This is a genomic window from Streptomyces sp. NPDC059895 (assembly GCF_042731035.1).
GTDB lineage: Bacteria > Actinomycetota > Actinomycetes > Streptomycetales > Streptomycetaceae > Streptomyces.
Genome location: NZ_JBHWKO010000037.1, coordinates 32,330 through 52,604, shown reverse-complemented (window position 1 = coordinate 52,604; position 20,275 = coordinate 32,330). Strand labels below are relative to the sequence as shown.

Here is a 20,275-nt window from a genome sequence, read left to right as displayed (position 1 = left end):
CGCCATGGTGGACGTATGCATGCCAAGGACATCCTCATCGACGGGTACGACCGCATCCGGGAAGAAGTCCACGCCGCCGTCGAGGGCATGAACCCCGACGACCTCAACGCCCGGCCCACCGCCGAGACCAACTCGGTCGCCTGGCTGGTCTGGCACCTCACCCGCGTCCAGGACGACCACGTGGCGGACGCCTTCGGGCTCGACCAGGTGTGGCTGTCCCAGGACTGGGAGAAACGCTTCGGGCTGGACCTGCCGCGCCGTGACACCGGGTACGGGCACAGCGCGGCGAAGGTCGCCGAGGTGCGGGTCGGCTCCGCCGCTCTGCTGACCGGCTACCACGACGCCGTCCACGCGCAGACCCTCCAGGCGCTGCGCGGGGTGAGGGCGGCGGATCTGGAGCGCGTCGTGGACGAACGGTGGGATCCGCCGGTCACCCTGGGCGTCCGGCTGGTCAGCGTGCTGTCCGACGACCTCCAGCACGTGGGGCAGGCCGCCTATGTGCGCGGGCTGCTGGCGAGCTCGGGCGCGTAGCCCGGCAGCACGACGTCCTCGATGAGTGCCCGGCGCTCGTCGAACGGGATGAACGCGCTCTTCAGGGCGTTCACGGTGACGGTGCGCAGGTCCTCGACCGTCCAGCCCGCCTCCTCCACCAGCAGGGACATCTCACGGGTCATCGTCGTGCCGGAGACCAGCCGGTTGTCGGTGTTGAGGGTGACGCGGAAGCCGAGGTCCTTCAGCGCGGTGATCGGATGCCCGGCTATGGACGGGGCGGCGCCGGTCTGGAGGTTGGAGGTCGGGCACATCTCCAGGGCGACCCGGCGGTCGCGCACCCATCCGGCCAGCCGGCCGAGCTCGCCGTCGACGATGTCGTCGGTGATCCGCACGCCGTGGCCGATGCGCTGGGCGCCGCACACCTGGAGGGCCTGGTGGATGCTGGGCAGTCCGTGGGCCTCGCCGGCGTGGATGGTGAACGGCATGTTGGCGCGGCGCAGGTGCTCGAAGGCGTCGAGGTGGTCGGCGGGCGGGAAGCCGTCCTCGGCGCCGGCGATGTCGAAGCCGACGACGCCCGCGTCGCGGAAGGCGACCGCCAGATCGGCGGTGGCCCGCGTGCGGTCGAACATGCGCATGCCGCAGAGCAGGGTGCCCACCCGGACCGGGGTGCCGGCCGCGGCCGCCTTCGCCGTACCGGCCGCGAGCCCCTCCTGGACGGTCTCGACGACCTCCGGCAGGCTCAGCCCGCCCTTCAGCATCAGCTCGGGGGCGTACCGCACCTCGCCGTAGACCACGCCGTCGGCGGCCAGGTCGAGCACGTACTCCTCGGCGGCGCGCAGCAGGCCCTCGCGGGTCTGGAGGACGGCGAGGGTGTGCTCGAAGGTGGCTATGTAGCGGACCAGGTCGCCGGAGCCGGCGGCCTCGACGTACCAGGCGGCCAGTTCGTCGGGGTCCCGGGTGGGCAGGGCGTGTCCGGCGTCCTCGGCGAGCTCGACGACGGTGGCGGGGCGCAGGCCGCCGTCGAGATGGTCGTGCAGGACGGCCTTGGGGAGCCGGCGGAGGGTGTCGGTGTCGATGCGGGGGGCGGTCATGGACGGTCGTTCCTGGCTTTCGTTCTCTGGAGGCTTCTGGAGGTCTCTGGAGGTCTCTGGAGGCTTCTGGGGGTCTGGAGGTCTCAGTGCCGGGCCGGCTGGAGCAGGTCCCAGCGGTTGCCGTACAGGTCCTGGAAGACGGCGACGGAGCCGTAGGGCTCGTGGCGGGGCTCCTCCAGGAAGGTCACACCGGCGGCCAGCATCCGGGCGTGGTCGCGGGCGAAGTCGTCGGTGTGCAGGAAGAAGCCGACGCGGCCGCCGGTCTGGTCGCCCACCCGGGCGCGCTGGGCGTCGTGCGCGGCGCGGGCCAGGAGCAGTCCGGTGCCGTCCTGGCCGGTCCCCGGGCGTACGACGACCCAGCGCGAGCCGCCGGGGCGGGGCTCGTCCTCGGCGAGGCGGAAGCCGAGTGCCTCGGTGTAGAAGCGGATCGCCTCGTCGTAGTCGTCGACGACGAGGGTGACCAGGTCGATGCGGGGCATGGGGGCCTTTCGGGGAGCCGGCGAGGGGCCGGGTGACGGGGGCACGGCGGGAGGTGGTCATGGGTGACCGCGGGAGCGGTCAATGGGTGACGGCGGGAGGTGGTCAATGGGTGACGGCGGGAGAGGTTATACGTAAAACGTACCGAAGGCCAACGTCAGCCACCGGCTCGCCGTCCCGCCGTCCCGCCGTGCCGTCCCGCCGTGCCGCCGCCCCTCCGGGCGGCCCCGGCCACCGGGTCGGTCCTACGCCCCGCGCCCGAGAGCTGAGGGGACTCGGGTCCGACAAGCGGGTGGGACTCAGGTCGGAGGTGCGGTGGCCGGGGTCGGGGCTAGCGTCGGCGGCATGGAGATCACCGAGCCGCCTCGCGGCCCCGAGCAGCGCAAGCGGGACGTCCTCGACCGGCTGGACGCCGAACTCGACGTCTGGGTCGCCACGGCCGACGGCGAGGGGCGGCCGTGCCTGGTCGCCCTGTGGTTCGTGTGGGACGGCACCGATCTGTGGCTGTCCACCCGGCTCACCAACCCCACCGGCCGCAACCTGCGCCGGGGGCGCCGGGCACGGCTGGCCTTCGGGAACACCCGGGACGTGGTGCTCGTGGACGGGGAGGTGGAGACGTATCCGGCCGAGGTGGTGCCGGCCCGGGCGGCGGAGGCGTTCACCGCCCGGACGGGGTGGGATCCACGGCGGGACGCCGCTTCGTACGCCTACTTCCGGGTGCGGCCCAGGGAGGTGCAGGCGTGGCGGGAGGAACACGAGATGCCGGGGCGGAAGGTGATGGTGGACGGGGCTTGGGTCGTCTGAGCGCCGGTGGTGCGCACGCCGTCCGCCTCAGGCGGCGTGCGGCGGGACGCCGTCGAGCCTGGCCAGTTGCTCGTCGTCGAGCCGCAGTGCCCCCGCGGCCACGTTCTCGGCGAGGTGGCCGGGGTCCCCGGTGCCGGGTATGGCCAGGACGTGCGGGCCCCGGGCCAGACTCCAGGCGAGTCTGATCTGGGCGGGGCTCGCGTCGTGGGCGCGGGCCACCGCCAGAAGAGCGTCGGCGTGGGCGGTCGTCGCGCCCTGGGGGCCCGCCTCGCCGGCGACGGCGTAGAACGGCACGAAGGCGATGCCCTGTACGCCGCAGAGACGCAGGAGTTCCTCGGTCGCGGGCGGCCGGTGGTCCAGGCCGTAGCGGTTCTGGACGCTCGCCACCGGGGCGATGGCCTGGGCTTCGGCGAGGTGCCGGGGCTCGACGCCGGAGAGGCCGAGATGGCGGACGAGGCCGGCCTCGCGCAGTTCGGCGAGGGCGCCGAAGTGCTCGGCGATCGACTCCTGGTGCATGCGGCGCAGGTAGACGAGGTCGAGGTGGTCCCGGCCGAGCTGGCGCAGGTTCTCCTCGACGTGGCCGCGCAGGTCCTCGGGACGGGCCGAGGTGCCCCACTCTCCCGCGGGGTCACGGAAGGGGCCGACCTTCGTGGCGATGAGCAGGTCGTCGGGGTACGGCGACAGCGCGCTGTTGATGAGTTCGTTGGCGGAGCGGAGGGAGGAGAAGTAGAAGGCGGCCGTGTCGATGTGGTTGACGCCGAGGTCGATCGCCCTGCGCAGGACGGCGATCGAGCGTGCGCGGTCGCTCGGCGCGCCGAGGTGGAAGGCGGCGCTGCCCGTCAGCCGCATGGCGCCGAGGCCGACGCGGTGGACGGCCAGGTCGCCGAGTTCCCAGCTGCCCGCGGCATCCGCGGTGATCCTTGCGGTGGTCATCCGTGGAGTGTTCCACGCACCGCGGACGCCGGCACGGGCAGGCCCGGGTCCTTCAACAGGCCACGGTCTCCTCGCACTTGCGCAGCGCCTCCTGCACGTCGCGGCTCCAGTGCCGGGCCGTGCGGGGGGTGGCCGACGACACCGTGTGCACGGCCGGCTCCCGGCGTGAGGGCAGGGAGCCGGACCGGGCACGCCGGCGTTCCCCGGCGGGCGGTGTGCCACGGGTGACGACCTCCTCCACGATGTCGGCCAGATCGCCGTCCGGCAGGGGGAGTTCGAGGTCGTCGTCGACGAAGCCGACCACCGCCGGCACGTACTCCACCAGCGCCCGCAACGCCTTGGGCAGTCCCCTGCGGCCGCGTCGCAGCCCGCGCAGCACATGCAACGCCGTGGCGATCTCCAGCTCGGTGGCCTCCCTGCTCAGCGTGGCGGGAGTGATCTCGGTGTGGCTCAGCCACCAGTCGGCCTCCTCGTCCTCCCCCGTCGAGCGGTGGTGGAGGTAGAGGCAGTACGAGGAGACGGTGTCGGAGGCGCCGGCGCCGTACTGCCACCAGAAGCGGGCGCTGTCCTCGCAGCCGGCCAGGTAGAGGATGCCGCCGAGGAGCCGCGCGCCCGAGGGCTCCGGCAGCGCGCTGCCGAGGAAGTTGCCGAGGTCGTGCAGGGCGCCGGTGTGGGTCAGCAGCGCCTCGCACAGCGCCCGCAGGTCCCGGGCCGCGGGGTGGGCCCCCGGGGCACGGCGGGTGGTCGCGGTGTGCCGGGGGCAGGCTCGGGCGGCGAGGGGCTCGTCGCCGGAGCGGGCCGCGACCCGGGCGGCGACACGGGCCTCGGCGGCCTCGATGTCCGAGCGGCTGTAGGGGGCCGTGGGCACGAGGCGCGCCCTGGCCAGCAGGGTCTCCATGTCGCTCGCGGTGTCGAAGGTCATGAGTGCTCCGCCTCCTCCTCGGCGCACGATGCGTAGATCTCCCGCAGACGGCGTTTGGCGTAGCGCTCGGTGGAGCGCACTCCGGCTTCGGTGATGCCCAGGTGGAACGCCACGTCGGCGGTGCTGTAGCCCTCGCAGTAGCGCAGCCGGATGACGTCCCGCTGGCGCTCGGGGAGGCGGGAGATCGCGCGGAACAGCCGAAGGTTCTGTTCGATCACCTCGAAGGCGTCCTCGGCGCACTGGAGGGTGACGGTCTCGAAGACCGCGGTGTCCATGAGGGTGGCACGCCGCCCGCGGGCGCGGGCGTGGTCGATGACGCGGTTCTTCATCACGCGCCAGGCGTAGGCGGCGGGGTTCTCGGCGCGCAGTATCTGCTGCCACTCCTGGGCGAGTTGGACGAACGCCTCGTCCACGGCCTCCTCGGCGTCCGCGCGGCTGCGCAGGCAGCGCTCGGCCTCACGGACGTAGCGGGGGCGGTGCATCTGGTGGAAGGCGGCGAAGTCCAGGGGCAGTTTCTCCGGCGCCCGTGGCTTTCCGGCCGGCCGCAGCTCCTCCTGGGTCACCGATCGCCTCCCGGGAGCCGGTGGTCCATCTCGCGGACGCCCACCCGCACGAGCGCGGCGGCGACCCGGCGCGCGAGGGCGACGGCGGCGGGCCCGAAGACCCGCAGGGCGAGCAGGGACAGCGCCATGTCCCGGACGAGCTGATCGAACTGGTCGTTCACGGACCCTTCGGTCCTCTCCGCTGGCGGTGCGGGGCTCACGAGCCCCGGAAGGCGACGGTTACACCTTCTGCCCCCACGGCGTCCGGGCGGACGCGTTTCGTGCATGCGAGATTCGAAAGTCCTATGGAATTGGCCGTTTCGGACTACGGAGCGCACCGTTCCGGACTAACGGCCATGCCGTTGCGACCGACTTGGGACTGCTTCCGCCCATGGGTGTCCGCCTCCCTCGGCTTCCCTCGGCTTCCCTCGGCTTCCCTAGGCTTCCCTCGGCTTCCCTAGGCTTCCCTCGGGTCTCAGACGCGGGACGCGTCGTCCAGCGTCTCCGCGAGGCGGCCCAGCAGGGCGCGCAGCAGCTCCTCGTCGCCCTCGCCGTCGCCGTCGCCGCCGGCCGGCCAGGCCGCGTGCACCGCGCGGTCGACGCGCCGCCAGTACTCCTGGCCGCGCGGGGTGAGGTGGGCGAGGATGCGGCGCCGGTCCAGGGGATCGACGCGCCGGTGGACGAGGTTCTGGTCGACGAGGTGGTCGACCAGCTTGGTCAGGGTGGGCGCCGGCAGGAAGGCGGCCTCGGCGAGCGCCGTCATGTGGTGGCCGGTGCCGTCGGAGAGCCGGGCGAGCACCCGCCAGGCGTCCAGCGAGCAGCCCTCCTCGTCCAGGGCGGCCCGCAGCCGGCGCGCGGCCAGTCGCTCGGCCCGGGTGAGCAGCTGCATCAGGTCGTGCGGGCCGCGCGGCGACGAGGTGGGCATCCCGGAATCGCTCCTAGGTCACGAGGTGCGTACATCGTAGGAGACGGGCTGGAGTTCACCCGGCGGACCGGCAAGCATGACGCCATGTTCCGGCACCCCTCCCCCGACTCCGGCCGGCTCACGGCCGACGACTCCGTGCTCGGCGTGGCCCTGGTCTTCCCCCAGCAGGGGCCGGCGGGGATCTTCGGGCCGGCCTGCGAGCTGTGCGCGCTGCTGGCGGTGGAGGAGGTCAACCGGGCGGGCGGGGTGCTCGGCCGGGAACTGCGGCTGCTGCCGGTGGACGGCGGGGCGCCGCCGCGCGAGGTCGCCGACCAGGTCGAGGCGCTGGTGGACCTGGGCGCCGTACAGGGCGTCACGGGCTGGCACATCTCCTCGGTGCGGCAGGCGCTGGCACCGAGGATCGCCCACCGCGTGCCGTACGTCTACACCGCGCTGTACGAGGGCGGCGAGCACACGGCCGGGGTGTTCCTGACGAGCGAGACGCCCCGCGACCAGCTCCGGCCCGCGATGGTGCTGCTGGCGCACGAGCGGCGGGTGCGCCGGTGGTTCGTGGTCGGCAACGACTACGTGTGGCCCCGGCGCACGGCCCGCGCGGCGCACGCGTACGCCCGGGAGGCGGGCGGCCGGATCGGCGGCGAGGTGTACCTGCCGCTGGGGACGCACGACTTCGAGCCGGTCCTGCGGCGCATCGAGCGCTCCGACGCGGACGCGGTGCTCCTGCTGCTCGTCGGCAGCGACGCGGTCCGCTTCAACCGCGCGTTCGCCGCCCGCGGGCTGGACGCGCGCTGTCTGCGGCTCAGCACGCTGATGGACGAGAACATGCTGGTGGCGAGCGGCCCTTCGGCCACCGTGGACCTCTACAGCACCGCCGGGTTCTTCGCCTCGCTGGCCAACGCCGACACGCTCGACTTCCACGGGCTCTACGCCCGCCGCTTCGGGGTCGAGGCGCCCGCCCCGGGCAGCCTCGGCGAATCCTGCCACGAGGGCGTCCTGCTGCTGGCCGCGCTGCTCAGGCGGGCGGGCACGCTGGACGTGACGGCGATCGGCGCGGCGGCCGGCACGGTGTCCTACGAGGGTCCGCGCGGGCTGCTCCGCCTGCGGGGCAGCCATGTCCGCCAGCGCATCTACCTGGCCCGCGCCGACGGGCTCGACTTCGACGTCGTCACCGAACTGGACCCGCACGGTGCGCACCCTTGACACCTCCCGAGCCTCTCAAGATACTTCCCACAGAAAGTAACTAGAATGCCTCGCGCGAATTGTGAATTCAGATGATGCGCAGCTCGATTGAGCAGCTCTGAATGCCCCTCACAGTGCGTCGGGGCCTTTTTTGTTGCCTGCGGGAAAGTCCCGCGAAACACCGCTGAAACAGGGCGACTTGAGGCTGTGGACCGCGCTTCAGGAGGTTCTCGCCTCCCTACCCGAGGGGGTTGTCTTGTCCAGCGGTTCACCCGTTTCACGCGTTCCCCGCCGCCGTCTCCTGGCCGGCGGCGCCGCGCTCGCGGCCGTCGTCGCCCTGTCCGCGTGCGGCGCCAAGACCGACGCGGCCGGCTCCTCGTCCGACCGGGCCGCCGAGATCGACGTCAGCGGCGACACGGTCAAGGTCGGTCTGCTCAACTCGCTCTCCGGCACCATGGCGATCAGCGAGGTGACCGTACGCAACGCGCTGCTGCTGGCCGTCGACGAGATCAACGCCTCCGGCGGGGTGCTCGGCAAGAAGATCGAGCCGGTCAGCGAGGACGGCGCCTCCGACTGGCCGACGTTCGCCGAGAAGGCGACCAAGCTCATCAAGGAGGACCAGGTCGCCGCCACCTTCGGCTGCTGGACCTCCGCCAGCCGCAAGGCCGTCAAGCCGGTCTTCGAGAAGAACAGGTCGCTGCTGTTCTACCCGGTGCAGTACGAGGGGCTGGAGCAGTCCCCGTACATCTTCTACACGGGCGCGACCACCAACCAGCAGATCGTCCCGGCGCTCGACTACCTCAAGAGCCAGGGGAAGAAAAGGATCTACCTGGTCGGCAGCGACTACGTCTTCCCGCGCACCGCCAACAAGGAGATCAAGGCGTACGCGAAGGCCAACGGCATGACCGTCCTCGGCGAGGACTACGCGCCGCTGGGCTCCACGGAGTTCAGCACGATCGCCAACAAGGTGAAGGCGTCGAAGGCGGACGCCGTCTTCAACACCCTCAACGGCGACTCCAACGTGGCCTTCTTCAAGGAGTACAAGTCCGCGGGGCTGACCGCGGGGAGCATGCCGGTCGTGTCGGTGTCGATCGCCGAGGAGGAGGTCAAGTCGATCGGGGCGCAGTACCTGGCGGGCCAGCTGACGGCGTGGAACTACTACCAGACGACACCGGGCGCGGCGAACGAGAAGTTCGTGGCGGCGTACAAGGCGAAGTACGGCGCGGACAAGCCGACCAGTGACCCGATGGAGGCCGCGTACACCTCGGTGTACCTGTGGGCGTCGATGGTGCAGAAGGCGAAGTCCTTCGACCCGGAGAAGGTGAAGGCCGCCTCCGACGGCATCACCTTCGACGCGCCCGAGGGCAAGGTCACCGTCGACGGCGCCACGCAGCACCTCCACAAGACCGCGCGCATCGGCAGGATCGGCACCGACGGCCTGATCACCGAGGTGTGGAACTCCGGCGAGCCCGTCAAGCCGGACCCGTTCCTCAAGAGCTACTCCTGGGCCTCCGGCCTGTCCTGACCGTCCGTCGCGCGGGGCCCGCCCGCACGGGCCCCGGAACCCGCCTCCCCCACGGAGCCGCCGCATGACCGTCGTCCTCGGTCAGACCTTCACGGGCATCTCGATCGGTGCCGTCCTGCTGCTCATCGCGCTCGGCCTGTCGCTCACCTTCGGCCAGATGAACGTCATCAACATGGCTCACGGCGAGTTCATCATGGCGGGCGCCTACACCACGTACGTCCTGCAGAAATCCCTTTCGAGCGCCGGAATGTCGCTCGTCGTCGCCCTGCCCGTCGCCTTTGTCGTGTCGGGGACCCTCGGGGCCCTTCTGGAATGGCTGCTGATACGCCGTCTGTATCTGCGGCCGCTCGACACGCTTCTCGTCACCTGGGGCGTCTCGCTGATGCTCCAGCAACTCGCCCGGGACGTCTTCGGCGCGCCGAACGTGCAGACACGGGCGCCGGACGCGCTGACCGGGAACGTCACCCTCATCGGCGGCGACGATCCGCTCACCGTCGCCGCGAGCCGCCTGTTCATCCTGGCGCTGGCGGTCGCGGCCGTGGTCGCGCTGTCGCTGACGCTGCGGCTGACGCCGCTGGGCCGGCGGATCCGGGCCGTGGTGCAGAACCGGGACCTGGCGGAGGTGTCCGGCATCTCCACCGCCCGCGTGGACCGCACCGCGTTCTTCATCGGCTCCGGACTCGCCGGGGTCGCCGGGGTGGCGCTCACCCTGGTCGGGCCGATCGGGCCGACGATGGGCACCAACGTGATCATCGACGCCTTCCTGGTGATCGTGGTCGGCGGGATCGGCCGGCTCAGGGGCAGCGTGATCGTGGCCTTCGTGCTCGGCGTGCTCCAGTCGGTGCTGGAGTACTCCACCACCGTCTCCGTCGCGAAGGTGCTGGTCCTGGTCGCGATCGTCGCGTTCCTCCAGTGGCGGCCCCAAGGGCTGTACACGCTGCGCACGAGGAGTCTCGTATGACTGTGTTGAAGGGACGTCCGGCGCGGGCCGCCGCCGGTTTCGCCGGTGCCGCCGTGCTGCTGTTCGCCGTCGCCCCGGTCGTCCTGTCCGACTTCCGGCTGGGGCTGCTCGCCAAGTACCTGTGCATGGCCATGGTGGCCGTCGGCATCTGCCTCGCCTGGGGGCGCGGCGGCATGCTGACGCTGGGCCAGGGCGTGTTCTTCGGGCTCGGCGGCTACGCCATGGCCATGCACCTGAAGATCGCCGACGCCGGCCCCGGCAACCTGCCGGACTTCATGCAGCTGTACGGCACCGCCACCGAACTGCCCTGGTGGTGGCAGCCGTTCGCGAGCCCGGTGTTCGCCCTCGCGGCGACCGTGCTGCTGCCGATGGCGGTCGCGACCGTGCTCGGCCTGTTCGTCTTCCGCCGCCGGGTCAAGGGCGCCTACTTCGCGATCCTCAGCCAGGCGCTCGCCTCGGCCTTCGCGATCTGGCTGGTCGGCCAGCAGGCCACCACCGGCGGCACCAACGGCCTCACCGACATCCAGGGCTTCTTCGGCTACGCCCTCGACGACCCGGTCAACCAGCGGATGGTGTACTTCGTCATCGCCGCCGCCCTGCTGCTCCTGATCGCGCTCGCCCGCCAGCTCGTCCACAGCCGCTACGGCGAACTCCTCGTCGCCGTACGGGACTCGGAGGAGAGGGTGCGCTTCCTCGGCTACGACCCGGCGAACGTCAAGCTCGTCGCGTACGTCGTCGCGGCGGGCATGGCCGGCCTGGCGGGCGCGCTGTTCGTGCCGGCCGTCGGCATCATCTCGCCCGCGCTGATCGGGATCGTCCCGTCGATCGAGTTCGTGATCGGCGCGGCGGTCGGCGGGCGGGCCAGCCTGGCCGGCGCGGTGCTCGGGGCGCTCGCGGTCGCCTGGGCGAAAACCGCGCTGTCGGAGGAGTTCCCGGCGGCCTGGACCTACTTCCAGGGGCTGCTGTTCGTCGTGGCGCTGGCGTTCCTGCCCGGTGGTCTGGTCTCGCTGACCGAGGTCGTCCGCCGGCGCCGGTCGGCGCGGACGGAGCAGCCCGCACCCGTCGTTCCCGTGGGAGAAGCGGCATGAGCGCAACCGCAGGACTCGAGATACGCGGGCTGCGCGTCGCCTTCGACGGGTTCACCGCCGTGGACGGGGTGGACCTGGACGTGCGCCCCGGCGATCTGCGCTTCCTCATCGGGCCCAACGGCGCCGGCAAGACCACCCTGGTGGACGCGGTCACCGGGCTGGTGCGGGCCCGCGGTTCGGTGCGGTTCGGCGGCGAGGAGCTGCTCGGGCGCAGCGTGCACCGGATCGCCCGGTCGGGGATCGGACGGACGTTCCAGACGGCCACCGTCTTCGAGGAGTTGACGGTCCTGCAGAACCTGGACATCGCGGCGGGCGCGGGGCGCGGCGCGTGGACGATGCTGCGCCGCCGCAAGGGCGTGCCCGAGCCCGTGGCGAGGGCGCTGGAGACGGTCGGGCTGGCGAAGCTGGTCGACTCCCCCGCCGGGACGCTCGCGCATGGGCAGAAGCAGTGGCTGGAGATCGGCATGCTGCTGGTGCAGGACGTACGGCTCCTGCTGCTGGACGAGCCCGTGGCCGGCATGAGCCACGACGAACGCCGGGCCACCGGCGAACTGCTCCGGCGCATCAGCGCGGACCGCACCGTCGTCGTCATCGAGCACGACATGGACTTCATGCGCTCCTACGCCCGCAGCGTCAGCGTGCTGCACGCCGGCCGGATGCTCAGCGAGGGCACCGTCGCCGACGTGCAGGCCGACCCGAAGGTGCAGGAGGTGTACCTCGGGCACGCGGCCACCGAGGACACCGCGGACGCGGCCGTGCGGGAGGCGTGATGCTCCAGATCGAGGACGTCCGGGTCGGCTACCACCGCAGCACCGTCCTGCACGGCGTCCGCGTCGAGGTGCCGAAGGACTCGGTCGCCGCGGTGCTCGGGCACAACGGCGCCGGCAAGAGCACCCTGCTGCGGGCGGCCGTCGGCCTGCTCACGCCGACGAGCGGCACGGTCCGTCTCGACGGCGAGGACATCACCCGCCGCCCGCCCCACGAGCGGGTGGCGCGCGGCATGGCGTACGTGCCGCAGGGCCAGCAGGCGTTCCCGCACCTCACCACGGCGGAGAACCTGCAGCTCGTCGCGGACGGGCGCCGTCGGGGCAGGGAGTCGGTCGCCGAGGCCCTGGACCTGTTCCCCGCGCTCCGGGCGCTGTCCGGCCGGCGTGCGGGCCTGCTCTCCGGCGGCCAGCGCCAGCAACTGGCCGTCGCCCGCGCCCTGGTGACCGAGCCCCGGATCCTCCTCCTGGACGAGCCGACCGAGGGCATCCAGCCCTCGGTGGTCGCCGAGATCGAGGAGACGATCCTCGCGCTGGCCGCCCGCGGCGGCCTGTCGGTCCTCCTCGTGGAGCAGCACGTCGGCTTCGCGATGCGGGCGGCGCAGCGGTACTACGTCCTGGAGGCAGGACGGGTCACCTCGTCCGGCACGGGCGGACGGGAGTCGGAAGCCGCGGTCCGCGAGGCGCTCAGCGTGTGAGCGGGCGGCGGCACCGGGCACACGGCCCGCGAACGCCCGCTTGCCGACGCCCGGCCCACCGGCGCCCGGCGCACCGGCGCTCGGCCCGCCGGCTCTCGGCCTACCGGTGCTCGGCGCGCCGACGCTGGACGCGTGAGCACATGGCGGCGGCGGGCGCACAGCACATCAGTGCCCGCCCGCCGGCGCTCGGCCTCTACCGGTGCTCGGCGCGCCGACGCTGGACGCGTGAGCGCACGGCGGCGGCGGGCGCACAGCACATCAGTGCCCGCCCGCCGGCGCTCGGCTCGAAGGCGGGCGGGCACGTGAGCGCACGGCGGCGGTGCCCGCGGCGAGCGCCGCCGAACCGGGCACAGGCCACCACCTCCCCCGGCGCAGACCACCACCCGAACCGGACCACCACCCGAACCGGCCCGCCGCGCAGCCCGGCGGAGAGCTCCGCCCGCCTCGGGCGCGGACCACGCACCCCCGGGCCGCCCCCGCCCGGCCGCTCCCCGACAATCTCGTTCATGACTCCTCCGCACCCCCTCGTCACCCGCGCCCGCCGCCTGGCCGACGAGCTGCTGGTACCTCACGCCGAGCGCGTCGATCAGGAGGGCGTGCCGGTGGGCCATCTCGCGGCGATCAGGCGTTCGGGCCTGCTGGGCGTGAACGCGCCGGAGGAGTACGGCGGGTCGGCGGCGCCGGCGGCGGCGGTGCGCGAGACGGCGGAGATCCTGGCGGGGGCGTGCTGCTCGACCTGGTTCGTGCAGACGCAGCACCACACGCCGGTGCTGACCCTGGCCAGGAGCGAGGGCCCGGCACGGGAGCGGCTGCTCGGCCCGCTGGCGCGCGGCGAGCTGCTGTCCGGGGTGGCCTACGCCCACCTGCGGGCCCATCCGCGCGTGCCCGTGCGGGTGACGCGGGAGCGGGGCGGCCGGCGCTTCGACGGGACGGTGCCCTGGTACACCGGCTGGGGGCTGAACGACGTGATGCTCCTCGCCGGAGTCACCGACACCGGCGAGGCGCTCTTCGCGTTCACGGAGGCCCGCGAGCAGCCGGGCCTGCGCGCGTCGGAGCCGTTGCGCCTGGCGGCCCTCACCGCGGCCCGTACGGTCTCCCAGGAGCTGGACGGCCTGTGGGTGCCGGAGGACGCGGTGGTCCTGCGGACGCCGTACGAGCGGTGGGCGGCGGCCGACCGCCCGAAGACGGTGGCCGCCAACCCGGCCGTCTTCGGAGTCACGGAGACGGCGCTCACCCTGCTGGACGAGGACACGGCCGCTCCCCTGCGCGACCGCCTGGCCGAGGTGCGCCGCCGGGCCTACGCCCTGGCCGACCATCCGGTGCCCCACGAGCACCTGGAGGACAGGCTCGCCCTGAGGACGGCGGCGTACGAGGTGCTGCTGGCGGCCACCACGGCGGCCGTGGTGGCCGGCGGCGGCCGTTCGATGCTGCTGACGAACCGGGCCCAACGCCTGGCGCGGGAGGCTTTGTTCCTCATGGTCCAGGGCCAGACCGCGCCGTCACGGTCGGCGCATCTGGCCGCGCTGGCGGCGGGGTGACACGGCGGGCGCCGGTGCCGCCGCCCGGTGCACTCCGGCGTGGGCCGCGCCCGCGCCGCCCCGGCCGTCCGGGCGTCAGCCGTCAGCCGTCAGCCCCGGCGTACCGGTGCGGGCGCGGCCGGGGCCGCCGGCGGACCGGCGTCCTCCGGGCCCGCGCCCGTGGCGGCCGGTGGGTCACTCGTCGTCGCCGGCCGGCACGACGACGAGGAAGGCGTCCGACTTCAGGTCCATGACGACGGTCGCGGGCTCGCCCTCCGCCCGCCGTCGCGCCGCGTACTCCTCCGCCGGCCACGATCCGCGCGGAGCTCCCGCAGGAAAACGCTCCAACACCTTCGCACCCATAGCGGCAGCACCTCCCGATCCGGAAACGGACAACTCCCTCGTACTGCGCCTGCCCGGGATCGACGCGAGCATGTTCACGCCCGGGTGACCGGCTCCGCACCGGCCGTGGCACCGCCGCGCGAGAGCCGTCCCGGCCACCAGGCCCGCCTGCCGATGTCCCGCACCAGCGCGGGCACCAGCAGCGAGCGCACGACGAGCGTGTCGAGCAGCACGCCGAAGGCGACGATGAAGGCGATCTGCGCGAGGAAGGCCAGCGGGATCACGCCGAGCGCGGCGAACGTGGCCGCGAGGACCACGCCGGCGGAGGTGATGACACCGCCCGTGGTGACCAGGCCGCGCAGGACGCCCTCGCGCACACCGTGCAGCAGGCTCTCCTCGCGGACCCGGGACATGAGGAAGATGTTGTAGTCGACGCCCAGCGCCACGAGGAACACGAAGCCGTACAGCGGCACGGACGCGTCGGTGCCGGTGAAGCCGAGCACGTGCTCGAAGAACAGGCTCGACACGCCGAGGGTGGCGAGGAAGTTCAGCGCCACCGTGGCCACGAGCAGGGCGGGCATCAGGAGCGAGCGCAGCAGCGCGGTCAGGATGAGGAAGATGATCGCGAGGACGACGGGGACGATGAGGGTGCGGTCCCGTTCCGCCGTGCGCAGGGTGTCGTACTGCTGGGCGGTGTAGCCGCCGACGAGGGCGTCGGCGCCGGGCACCGCGTGCAGGGCGGTGCGCAGCCGCGCCACGGTGTCCTTCGCCGCGTCGCTGTCGGCCGCCGCGCTCAGGGTGACGTCGACGCGGACCCGGCCGTCGACGACGAGCGGCTCGCCGCCGGACTGTCCGGAGGCGCCGACCGGTGCGGCCGAGGCCACGCCCTCGGTCCGTCCGGCGGTGGCGACCACCCGTTCGACGCGGTCCGCGTCGGCGATGACGACCGTGGGGTTGCCCGAGCCGCCGGGGAAGTGCCGGGCGAGGGTCTGCTGGGCCGTCACGGACGGGGCGTCGTTCACGAAGGTCTCGTCGAGCGGGACGCCCCGGGAGGCGAGGGTCGGCGCGAACGCGGCGCAGGCCAGCAGGCCCGCCAGCGACACCGCCCACACCTTGCGGGGCGCGCGGTCGACCAGGGCGGCGACCCGGTGCCACAAGCCGGCGCCGCCGGTGCGGCCGTCCGACGGGCGGGGCCTGGCGGGCCAGTAGGCGGCGCGGCCGAGGAGGACCAGGACGGCGGGCAGGAAGGTCAGGGTGCTGACGACGGCGGCGGCGATGCCGATGGCGCCGACCGGGCCGAGGGCGCGGTTGTTGGTGAGGTCGCTGAACAGCAGGGCGAGGAGCCCGAGGGCGACGGTGGCGGCGCTGGCCACGATGGCGCCCCAGGACTGCCGCAGCGCGGCCCACGCGGCCGCGAACCGGTCGGTGCGGGAGGCGAGTTCCTCGCGGTAGCGGGCGGTGAGCAGCAGGGCGTAGTCGGTGGCGGCGCCGATCACCAGGATGGAGAGGATGCCCTGGACCTGACCGTCGACCCGCACCACGTCGTGGTCGGCGAGGGCGTAGACGACGGCGCAGGCGAGCCCGAGGGCGAAGACCGCGCCGAGGATGATCACCAGGGGGAGCAGCAGGCTGCGGTAGACGAGCAGCAGGATGACGAGGACGGTGACCAGGGCGACGGCGAGCAGCAGGCCGTCGATGCCGGCGAAGGCGTCGGACAGGTCGGCCTGGGTCGCGGCCGGCCCGGCCAGCCGCACCGTGGTGCCGGGGACGCGTTCGGCGGCGGCGCGGATGCGGTCCAGGGCCGGGACGAGGTCGTCGCCGAGGTCGGGGCGGAGCGGGATCACGGCCTCGATGGCCTCGCCGTCCTCCGAGAGCAGGGCGGGCGAGAGCTGCCCGGCGACGCCGGGGGCGTCGGTGAGGGTGGCGAGGGCGCTGTCGGCGGCCTGCTTGCGGTCCTCGAGCCCGGTGCCGCCGCTCGCGGAGCCGGAGCCGGAGCCGGCCGGGGACGCGGTCCACAGGACGATCGCCGGGAGCGTCTCGTCCTGCTTGAAGGCCCGTTGCGCGTCGATGACCTCGGTGGACTCGGCGCTGCGCGGCAGGAAGGAGGCCTGGTCGTTGGTGGCGACCTCGCCCAGGCGTCCGGCGTAGGGGCCGAGGGCGCCGCCCAGGCCGAGCCATACGGCGACGAGGAGGACGGGGACGAGCCAGCGGGCGCGTCGAGGGGTGGTGGACATCGTTCTCCCAGCGGGGATGGATCTTCTTGGCCTGGCCGAGGTGTCCCGGCACCGGCAACTATCTCAATGACAAACAATCTCAATCATTGAGTTAACTTGTCGCCGATGATCGTAGACGGTGTCCGTTCTTCCGCTCGCGCCCGGCCCCCGGATGCACCGGGCGGCCACGATTCAGCGGCCGTGCGGCGTGATCTCCGACAGCGCCTCGCCCATCACGGTGAGGAAGCGCATCACCACCGCCAGCTCGTCCTCGGTGAACCGGGCGCGGGCGGCCTCGGTCGCCTCGGCCAGCGGCCGGAAGTAGGTGCGGGCGGCCGACCGGGCGTCGGCGGCGTAGTAGAGGTGGACCACCCTGCGGTCGGCGCTCTCCCGGACCCGCCGGATGTGTCCCGCGCGCTCCAGCCGGTCCACGCACGCGGTGACCGCCCCGGAGGTCAGTCCGAGGTGTTCGCGCAGCCGCCCCGGGGTCATCGGCTCGTCGGCGTCGAGGATCGCGGCGAGCGCCTGCACGTCCGTCGCGTGCAGTCCGTGGTCCCCGGCGAACCCGTGCACCAGCCGGTTGATCTCGCCGTTCATCCTCCGCAACCGGACGGCGAAGGCGGGCAGGTCGGTCGGTGTTCCGGGAGCGCCCGGCCGGTCTTCCCGCGCGCGGCGCTCACCGTCGTTCGCTGTGGCCACGCGGTCAGCGTAGTCGCTGCCGGCGATCACCCGGTCGTGTGCATGGTCGTGGACCGGCGCATCCGCCCACCGCCGCGGGGTGGAAGCCATACCGAGGGGACCGTCGACACGGAGGACCGAGGACTCATGACCGCACATGGCGACGACTCCGGCGCGCCGCTCTGCCTGGTGACCGGAGCCACCGGGTACATCGGCGGCCGGCTCGTCCCGGAGCTGCTGGCCGCGGGCCACCGGGTGCGCTGCCTGGCCCGCTCCCCCGAGCGGCTGCGCGACCACCCGTGGGCCGGGCGGGCCGAGGTGGTGCGCGGAGACGTCACGGACGCCGCGTCGGTCGCGCGGGCCATGCGGGGCGTCGACGTCGCCTACTACCTGGTGCACGCGCTGGGCACGGGCGACGACTTCGAGGAGACCGACCGGCGGGCCGCGCGGATCTTCGGGGAGCGGGCTCGGGCCGCCGGTGTGCGGCGCGTGGTCTACCTCGGCGGCCTCACCCCGGCCGACGTGCCCGAACGGGAGCTGTCGCCGCACCTGCGCTCACGCGCGGAGGTCGGGCGCGTCCTGCTCGGCTCCGGCGTCCCCACCACCGTGCTGCGGGCGGCCGTCGTCATCGGCTCCGGCTCGGCCTCCTTCGAGATGCTGCGCTACCTCACCGAGCGGCTGCCCGTGATGGTGACCCCGAGCTGGGTGCGCACCCGGATCCAGCCGGTGGCGGTCCGGGACGTGCTGCGCGCCCTCGTGGGCAGCGCCGGGATGCCCGCGGACGTCAACCGGGCCTTCGACATCGGCGGTCCGGACGTCCTGACGTACCGCGACATGATGGTCCGCTACGCCGCCGTGGCGGAGCTGCCGCGCCGGCTGATCCTCCCGGTGCCGATGCTCAGCCCCGGTCTGTCCAGCCACTGGGTCGGCCTGGTCACCCCGGTGCCGGCGTCGATCGCCCGGCCGCTGACGGAGTCGCTGCGGCACGAGGTGGTCTGCCACGAGCACGACATCGCCCGGTACGTGCCGGATCCGCCGGGCCACCCCGTGGGGTTCGACGAGGCGGTCCGGCTGGCCCTCCAGCGTGTGCGCGACGCGCAGGTCACCACCCGCTGGTCCTCCGCCTCCCTGCCCGGCGCCCCGAGCGACCCGCTGCCGACCGACCCCGACTGGGCGGGCGGAAGCCTGTACACCGACCACCGGGAACTGACCGTGGACGCCTCGCGCGAGGCCCTCTGGCGGGTGATCGAGGGCATCGGCGGCGAGAACGGCTGGTACTCCTTCCCGCTCGCCTGGGCGGTGCGCGGCGGGCTGGACCGGCTGGCCGGCGGGGTGGGCCTGCGCCGGGGACGGCGGGACGCGACGCGGCTGCGGGTCGGCGACTCGCTGGACTTCTGGCGGGTCGAGGAGATCGAACCCGGCCGGCTGCTGCGGCTGCGGGCCGAGATGCGGCTGCCGGGCCTGGCCTGGCTGGAGATGTACGCGGAGTCGGACGGGGACGGCCGCACCCGCTACCGGCAGCGCGCCCTGTTCCACCCGCACGGACTGCTCGGCCAGGCGTACTGGTGGGGCGTCTCGCCGTTCCACGCGGTCGTGTTCGGCGGCATGGCCCGCAACATCGTCCGGGCCGCGGCGGCGCAGTCCGCCGCCACGACGGCGCACGTCGCCTGAGCACGCGTCGCCCGAGCACGCGTCCGGCGGGCGCGCAGCCGGGGAATCAGCCGTGGCCCTCTCACCTCATCCGGAGTCAGCGCAATGAACGTCTCGGTCGTCCTGTTCACCTCCGACCTGCGCCTGCACGACCATCCGCCGTTGCGCGCCGCGCTGGACGGCGCCCGTGAGGTGGTGCCGCTGTTCGTGCGCGACCGGGCCGTCGACGGCGCCGGGTTCGCCACGCCCAACCGGCTGGCGTTCCTCTCCGACTGCCTGCGCGACCTCGACGCGGGGCTGCGGGAGCGGGGCGGGCGGCTCGTCGTCCGCTCCGGGGGCCTGACCGAGGAGGTGTGCCGGGTGGCCGCCGAGGCGGGCGCCGACGAGGTGCACCTGTCGGCGGACGTGAGCGCGTACGCGCACCGCCGGGAGGAGCGGCTGCGGCGCGCGCTGGAGTCCGAGGGTGTGCGGCTGCACGTCCACGACGCGGTGACGACGGCCGTGGCGCCCGGCGCGCTCACCCCGTCCGCCTCCGACCACTTCGCCGTCTTCACGCCGTACTTCCGGCACTGGTCGGACCAGCGGCTGCGGGAGCCGGTCGGGGCGCCGCGGGCCGTACGGGTGCCCGACGGCGTCGGTTCGCAGGACCTGCCCGCGTACCGGGGCGTGTCGGAGGGCCTGGCGGCGGGCGGGGAGGCGGAGGGCCGCCGGCGGCTCGCCTCCTGGCTGGACCGGGGAATCCACGCCTACGAGGACCGGCACGACGACCTGGCGGGTGACGCGACCTCCCGGCTCTCGCCCCATCTGCACTTCGGGACCCTCTCCCCCGTCGAGCTCGTGCACCGGGCCCGCGCGGCGGGCGGCCGGGGCGCCGACGCGTTCGTCCGGCAGGTCGCCTGGCGCGACTTCCACCGCCAGCTGCTGGCGGCCCGCCCGGCCGCGTCCGGCGCCGACTACCGGACGCGGCACGACCGGTGGCGTACGGAGCGGACGGCCCGGGAGGACATCGAGGCGTGGCGGGAGGGCCGGACCGGCTATCCGGTCGTGGACGCGGCCATGCGGCAGCTGCGCCACGAGGGCTGGATGCACAACCGGGGCCGGCTGCTGACCGCGAGCTTCCTCGCCAAGACGCTCTACGTCGACTGGCGGATCGGCGCCCGGCACTTCCTGGACCTGCTGGTCGACGGGGACGTCGCCAACAACCAGCTCAACTGGCAGTGGGTAGCGGGCACCGGCACCGACAACCGGCCCAACCGGGTCCTCAACCCCGTCACCCAGGCCAAGCGCTACGACCCGGACGGGGCCTACGTCCGGCGCTGGGTGCCCGAACTGGCGGGTGTCCAGGGCCCGGCGGTGCACGAGCCGTGGAAGCTGCCGGGCCGGGTACGGGCGGCCATCGACTACCCCGACCCCCTCGTCGAACTGTCGGAGGGGCTCGCCCGGTTCAGACGGGCGCGCTCGCACGGCTGAGGAGAGA

Annotated in this window: 21 protein-coding genes; 11 read left to right on the top strand and 10 right to left on the bottom strand. The window is 73.6% G+C overall.

What is annotated here, in order from left to right; translation table 11 throughout:
* The first annotated feature begins 15 nt into the window (after positions 1 to 15).
* Positions 16 to 531, top strand: coding sequence for a DinB family protein (locus ACFV9M_RS31570; protein ID WP_385074484.1), 516 nt, complete (start codon positions 16 to 18; stop codon positions 529 to 531).
* On the opposite strand, the gene ACFV9M_RS31565 is transcribed toward ACFV9M_RS31570, so the two are convergent.
* Positions 495 to 1,583, bottom strand: a complete 1,089-nt coding sequence (locus tag ACFV9M_RS31565; RefSeq protein WP_385074482.1) for an adenosine deaminase — start codon at positions 1,581 to 1,583, stop codon at positions 495 to 497. The two genes, ACFV9M_RS31570 and ACFV9M_RS31565, sit on opposite strands and share 37 nt — an antisense overlap.
* Positions 1,584 to 1,666: 83 nt before the next feature.
* Positions 1,667 to 2,062 carry a VOC family protein gene (locus ACFV9M_RS31560; RefSeq protein WP_385074479.1) on the bottom strand — a complete coding sequence of 132 codons (396 nt, stop codon included), beginning with the start codon at positions 2,060 to 2,062 and terminating at the stop codon, positions 1,667 to 1,669.
* Positions 2,063 to 2,405: 343 nt separating this feature from the next.
* Here ACFV9M_RS31560 and ACFV9M_RS31555 point away from each other — a divergent pair, with 343 nt between their 5' ends.
* Positions 2,406 to 2,864 (top strand): pyridoxamine 5'-phosphate oxidase family protein, encoded by a 459-nt coding sequence (locus ACFV9M_RS31555; RefSeq protein ID WP_385074476.1) that lies wholly within the window; start codon positions 2,406 to 2,408, stop codon positions 2,862 to 2,864.
* Positions 2,865 to 2,891: 27 nt separating this feature from the next.
* Here ACFV9M_RS31555 and ACFV9M_RS31550 read toward each other — a convergent pair whose 3' ends face one another.
* The 5 genes from ACFV9M_RS31550 to ACFV9M_RS31530 all read right to left on the bottom strand — a co-directional run bounded on the left by ACFV9M_RS31550 (position 2,892) and on the right by ACFV9M_RS31530 (position 6,186).
* The gene (locus tag ACFV9M_RS31550) at positions 2,892 to 3,797 is read right to left on the bottom strand and encodes an aldo/keto reductase (protein ID WP_385074473.1); all 906 of its coding nucleotides are present in this window, start codon (positions 3,795 to 3,797) and stop codon (positions 2,892 to 2,894) included.
* 52 nt (positions 3,798 to 3,849) lie between these two features.
* Positions 3,850 to 4,719 carry a hypothetical protein gene (locus ACFV9M_RS31545; RefSeq protein WP_385074471.1) on the bottom strand — a complete coding sequence of 290 codons (870 nt, stop codon included), beginning with the start codon at positions 4,717 to 4,719 and terminating at the stop codon, positions 3,850 to 3,852.
* Positions 4,716 to 5,282, bottom strand: a complete 567-nt coding sequence (locus ACFV9M_RS31540; protein WP_385074468.1) for an RNA polymerase sigma factor — start codon at positions 5,280 to 5,282, stop codon at positions 4,716 to 4,718. Before ACFV9M_RS31540 ends, ACFV9M_RS31545 begins: the two co-directional genes overlap by 4 nt.
* Positions 5,279 to 5,443, bottom strand: coding sequence for a hypothetical protein (locus ACFV9M_RS31535; RefSeq protein WP_385074466.1), 165 nt, complete (start codon positions 5,441 to 5,443; stop codon positions 5,279 to 5,281). The genes ACFV9M_RS31540 and ACFV9M_RS31535 overlap by 4 nt, the downstream gene beginning before the upstream one ends.
* Positions 5,444 to 5,736: 293 nt before the next feature.
* A complete protein-coding gene (locus ACFV9M_RS31530; RefSeq protein WP_385074463.1) occupies positions 5,737 to 6,186 on the bottom strand; it encodes a MarR family winged helix-turn-helix transcriptional regulator in 450 nt (149 codons plus the stop codon).
* 84 nt (positions 6,187 to 6,270) lie between these two features.
* On the opposite strand from ACFV9M_RS31530, the gene ACFV9M_RS31525 reads away from it, so the two are divergent.
* From ACFV9M_RS31525 to ACFV9M_RS31495, 7 genes are all read left to right on the top strand, one after another.
* Complete coding sequence (locus ACFV9M_RS31525) at positions 6,271 to 7,383, top strand: substrate-binding domain-containing protein (RefSeq protein ID WP_385074461.1); 1,113 nt, start codon at positions 6,271 to 6,273, stop codon at positions 7,381 to 7,383.
* A 235-nt stretch (positions 7,384 to 7,618) separates the two neighbouring features.
* Positions 7,619 to 8,887, top strand: coding sequence for an urea ABC transporter substrate-binding protein (urtA, locus tag ACFV9M_RS31520; RefSeq protein ID WP_385074458.1), 1,269 nt, complete (start codon positions 7,619 to 7,621; stop codon positions 8,885 to 8,887).
* A 64-nt stretch (positions 8,888 to 8,951) separates the two neighbouring features.
* Entirely contained in the window at positions 8,952 to 9,848 is an 897-nt protein-coding gene (gene urtB / locus ACFV9M_RS31515; RefSeq protein ID WP_385074455.1) for an urea ABC transporter permease subunit UrtB, read from the top strand.
* Positions 9,845 to 10,936: an urea ABC transporter permease subunit UrtC gene (gene urtC / locus ACFV9M_RS31510; RefSeq protein WP_385074453.1), complete on the top strand. Its 1,092-nt coding sequence runs from the start codon at positions 9,845 to 9,847 to the stop codon at positions 10,934 to 10,936. The genes urtB and urtC overlap by 4 nt, the downstream gene beginning before the upstream one ends.
* Entirely contained in the window at positions 10,933 to 11,706 is a 774-nt protein-coding gene (urtD, locus tag ACFV9M_RS31505) for an urea ABC transporter ATP-binding protein UrtD (protein WP_385074451.1), read from the top strand. Before urtC ends, urtD begins: the two co-directional genes overlap by 4 nt.
* The gene (urtE, locus tag ACFV9M_RS31500) at positions 11,706 to 12,398 is read left to right on the top strand and encodes an urea ABC transporter ATP-binding subunit UrtE (protein ID WP_385074448.1); all 693 of its coding nucleotides are present in this window, start codon (positions 11,706 to 11,708) and stop codon (positions 12,396 to 12,398) included. Before urtD ends, urtE begins: the two co-directional genes overlap by 1 nt.
* Before the next feature lie 506 nt (positions 12,399 to 12,904).
* A complete protein-coding gene (locus ACFV9M_RS31495) occupies positions 12,905 to 13,936 on the top strand; it encodes an acyl-CoA dehydrogenase family protein (RefSeq protein ID WP_385074445.1) in 1,032 nt (343 codons plus the stop codon).
* A 174-nt stretch (positions 13,937 to 14,110) separates the two neighbouring features.
* On the opposite strand, the gene ACFV9M_RS31490 is transcribed toward ACFV9M_RS31495, so the two are convergent.
* The 3 genes from ACFV9M_RS31490 to ACFV9M_RS31480 all read right to left on the bottom strand — a co-directional run bounded on the left by ACFV9M_RS31490 (position 14,111) and on the right by ACFV9M_RS31480 (position 17,169).
* On the bottom strand, positions 14,111 to 14,278 hold the full coding sequence (locus tag ACFV9M_RS31490) for a hypothetical protein (RefSeq protein ID WP_385074443.1): 168 nt from the start codon (positions 14,276 to 14,278) through the stop codon (positions 14,111 to 14,113).
* Between the two features lie 74 nt (positions 14,279 to 14,352).
* Positions 14,353 to 16,491 carry an MMPL family transporter gene (locus ACFV9M_RS31485; protein ID WP_385074441.1) on the bottom strand — a complete coding sequence of 713 codons (2,139 nt, stop codon included), beginning with the start codon at positions 16,489 to 16,491 and terminating at the stop codon, positions 14,353 to 14,355.
* Between the two features lie 171 nt (positions 16,492 to 16,662).
* Positions 16,663 to 17,169 carry a MarR family winged helix-turn-helix transcriptional regulator gene (locus ACFV9M_RS31480; protein WP_385074438.1) on the bottom strand — a complete coding sequence of 169 codons (507 nt, stop codon included), beginning with the start codon at positions 17,167 to 17,169 and terminating at the stop codon, positions 16,663 to 16,665.
* A 126-nt stretch (positions 17,170 to 17,295) separates the two neighbouring features.
* Here ACFV9M_RS31480 and ACFV9M_RS31475 point away from each other — a divergent pair, with 126 nt between their 5' ends.
* On the top strand, positions 17,296 to 18,819 hold the full coding sequence (locus tag ACFV9M_RS31475) for an SDR family oxidoreductase (protein ID WP_385074437.1): 1,524 nt from the start codon (positions 17,296 to 17,298) through the stop codon (positions 18,817 to 18,819).
* An 84-nt stretch (positions 18,820 to 18,903) separates the two neighbouring features.
* Positions 18,904 to 20,268, top strand: a complete 1,365-nt coding sequence (locus ACFV9M_RS31470; RefSeq protein WP_385074434.1) for a cryptochrome/photolyase family protein — start codon at positions 18,904 to 18,906, stop codon at positions 20,266 to 20,268.
* Positions 20,269 to 20,275: the final 7 nt, after the last annotated feature.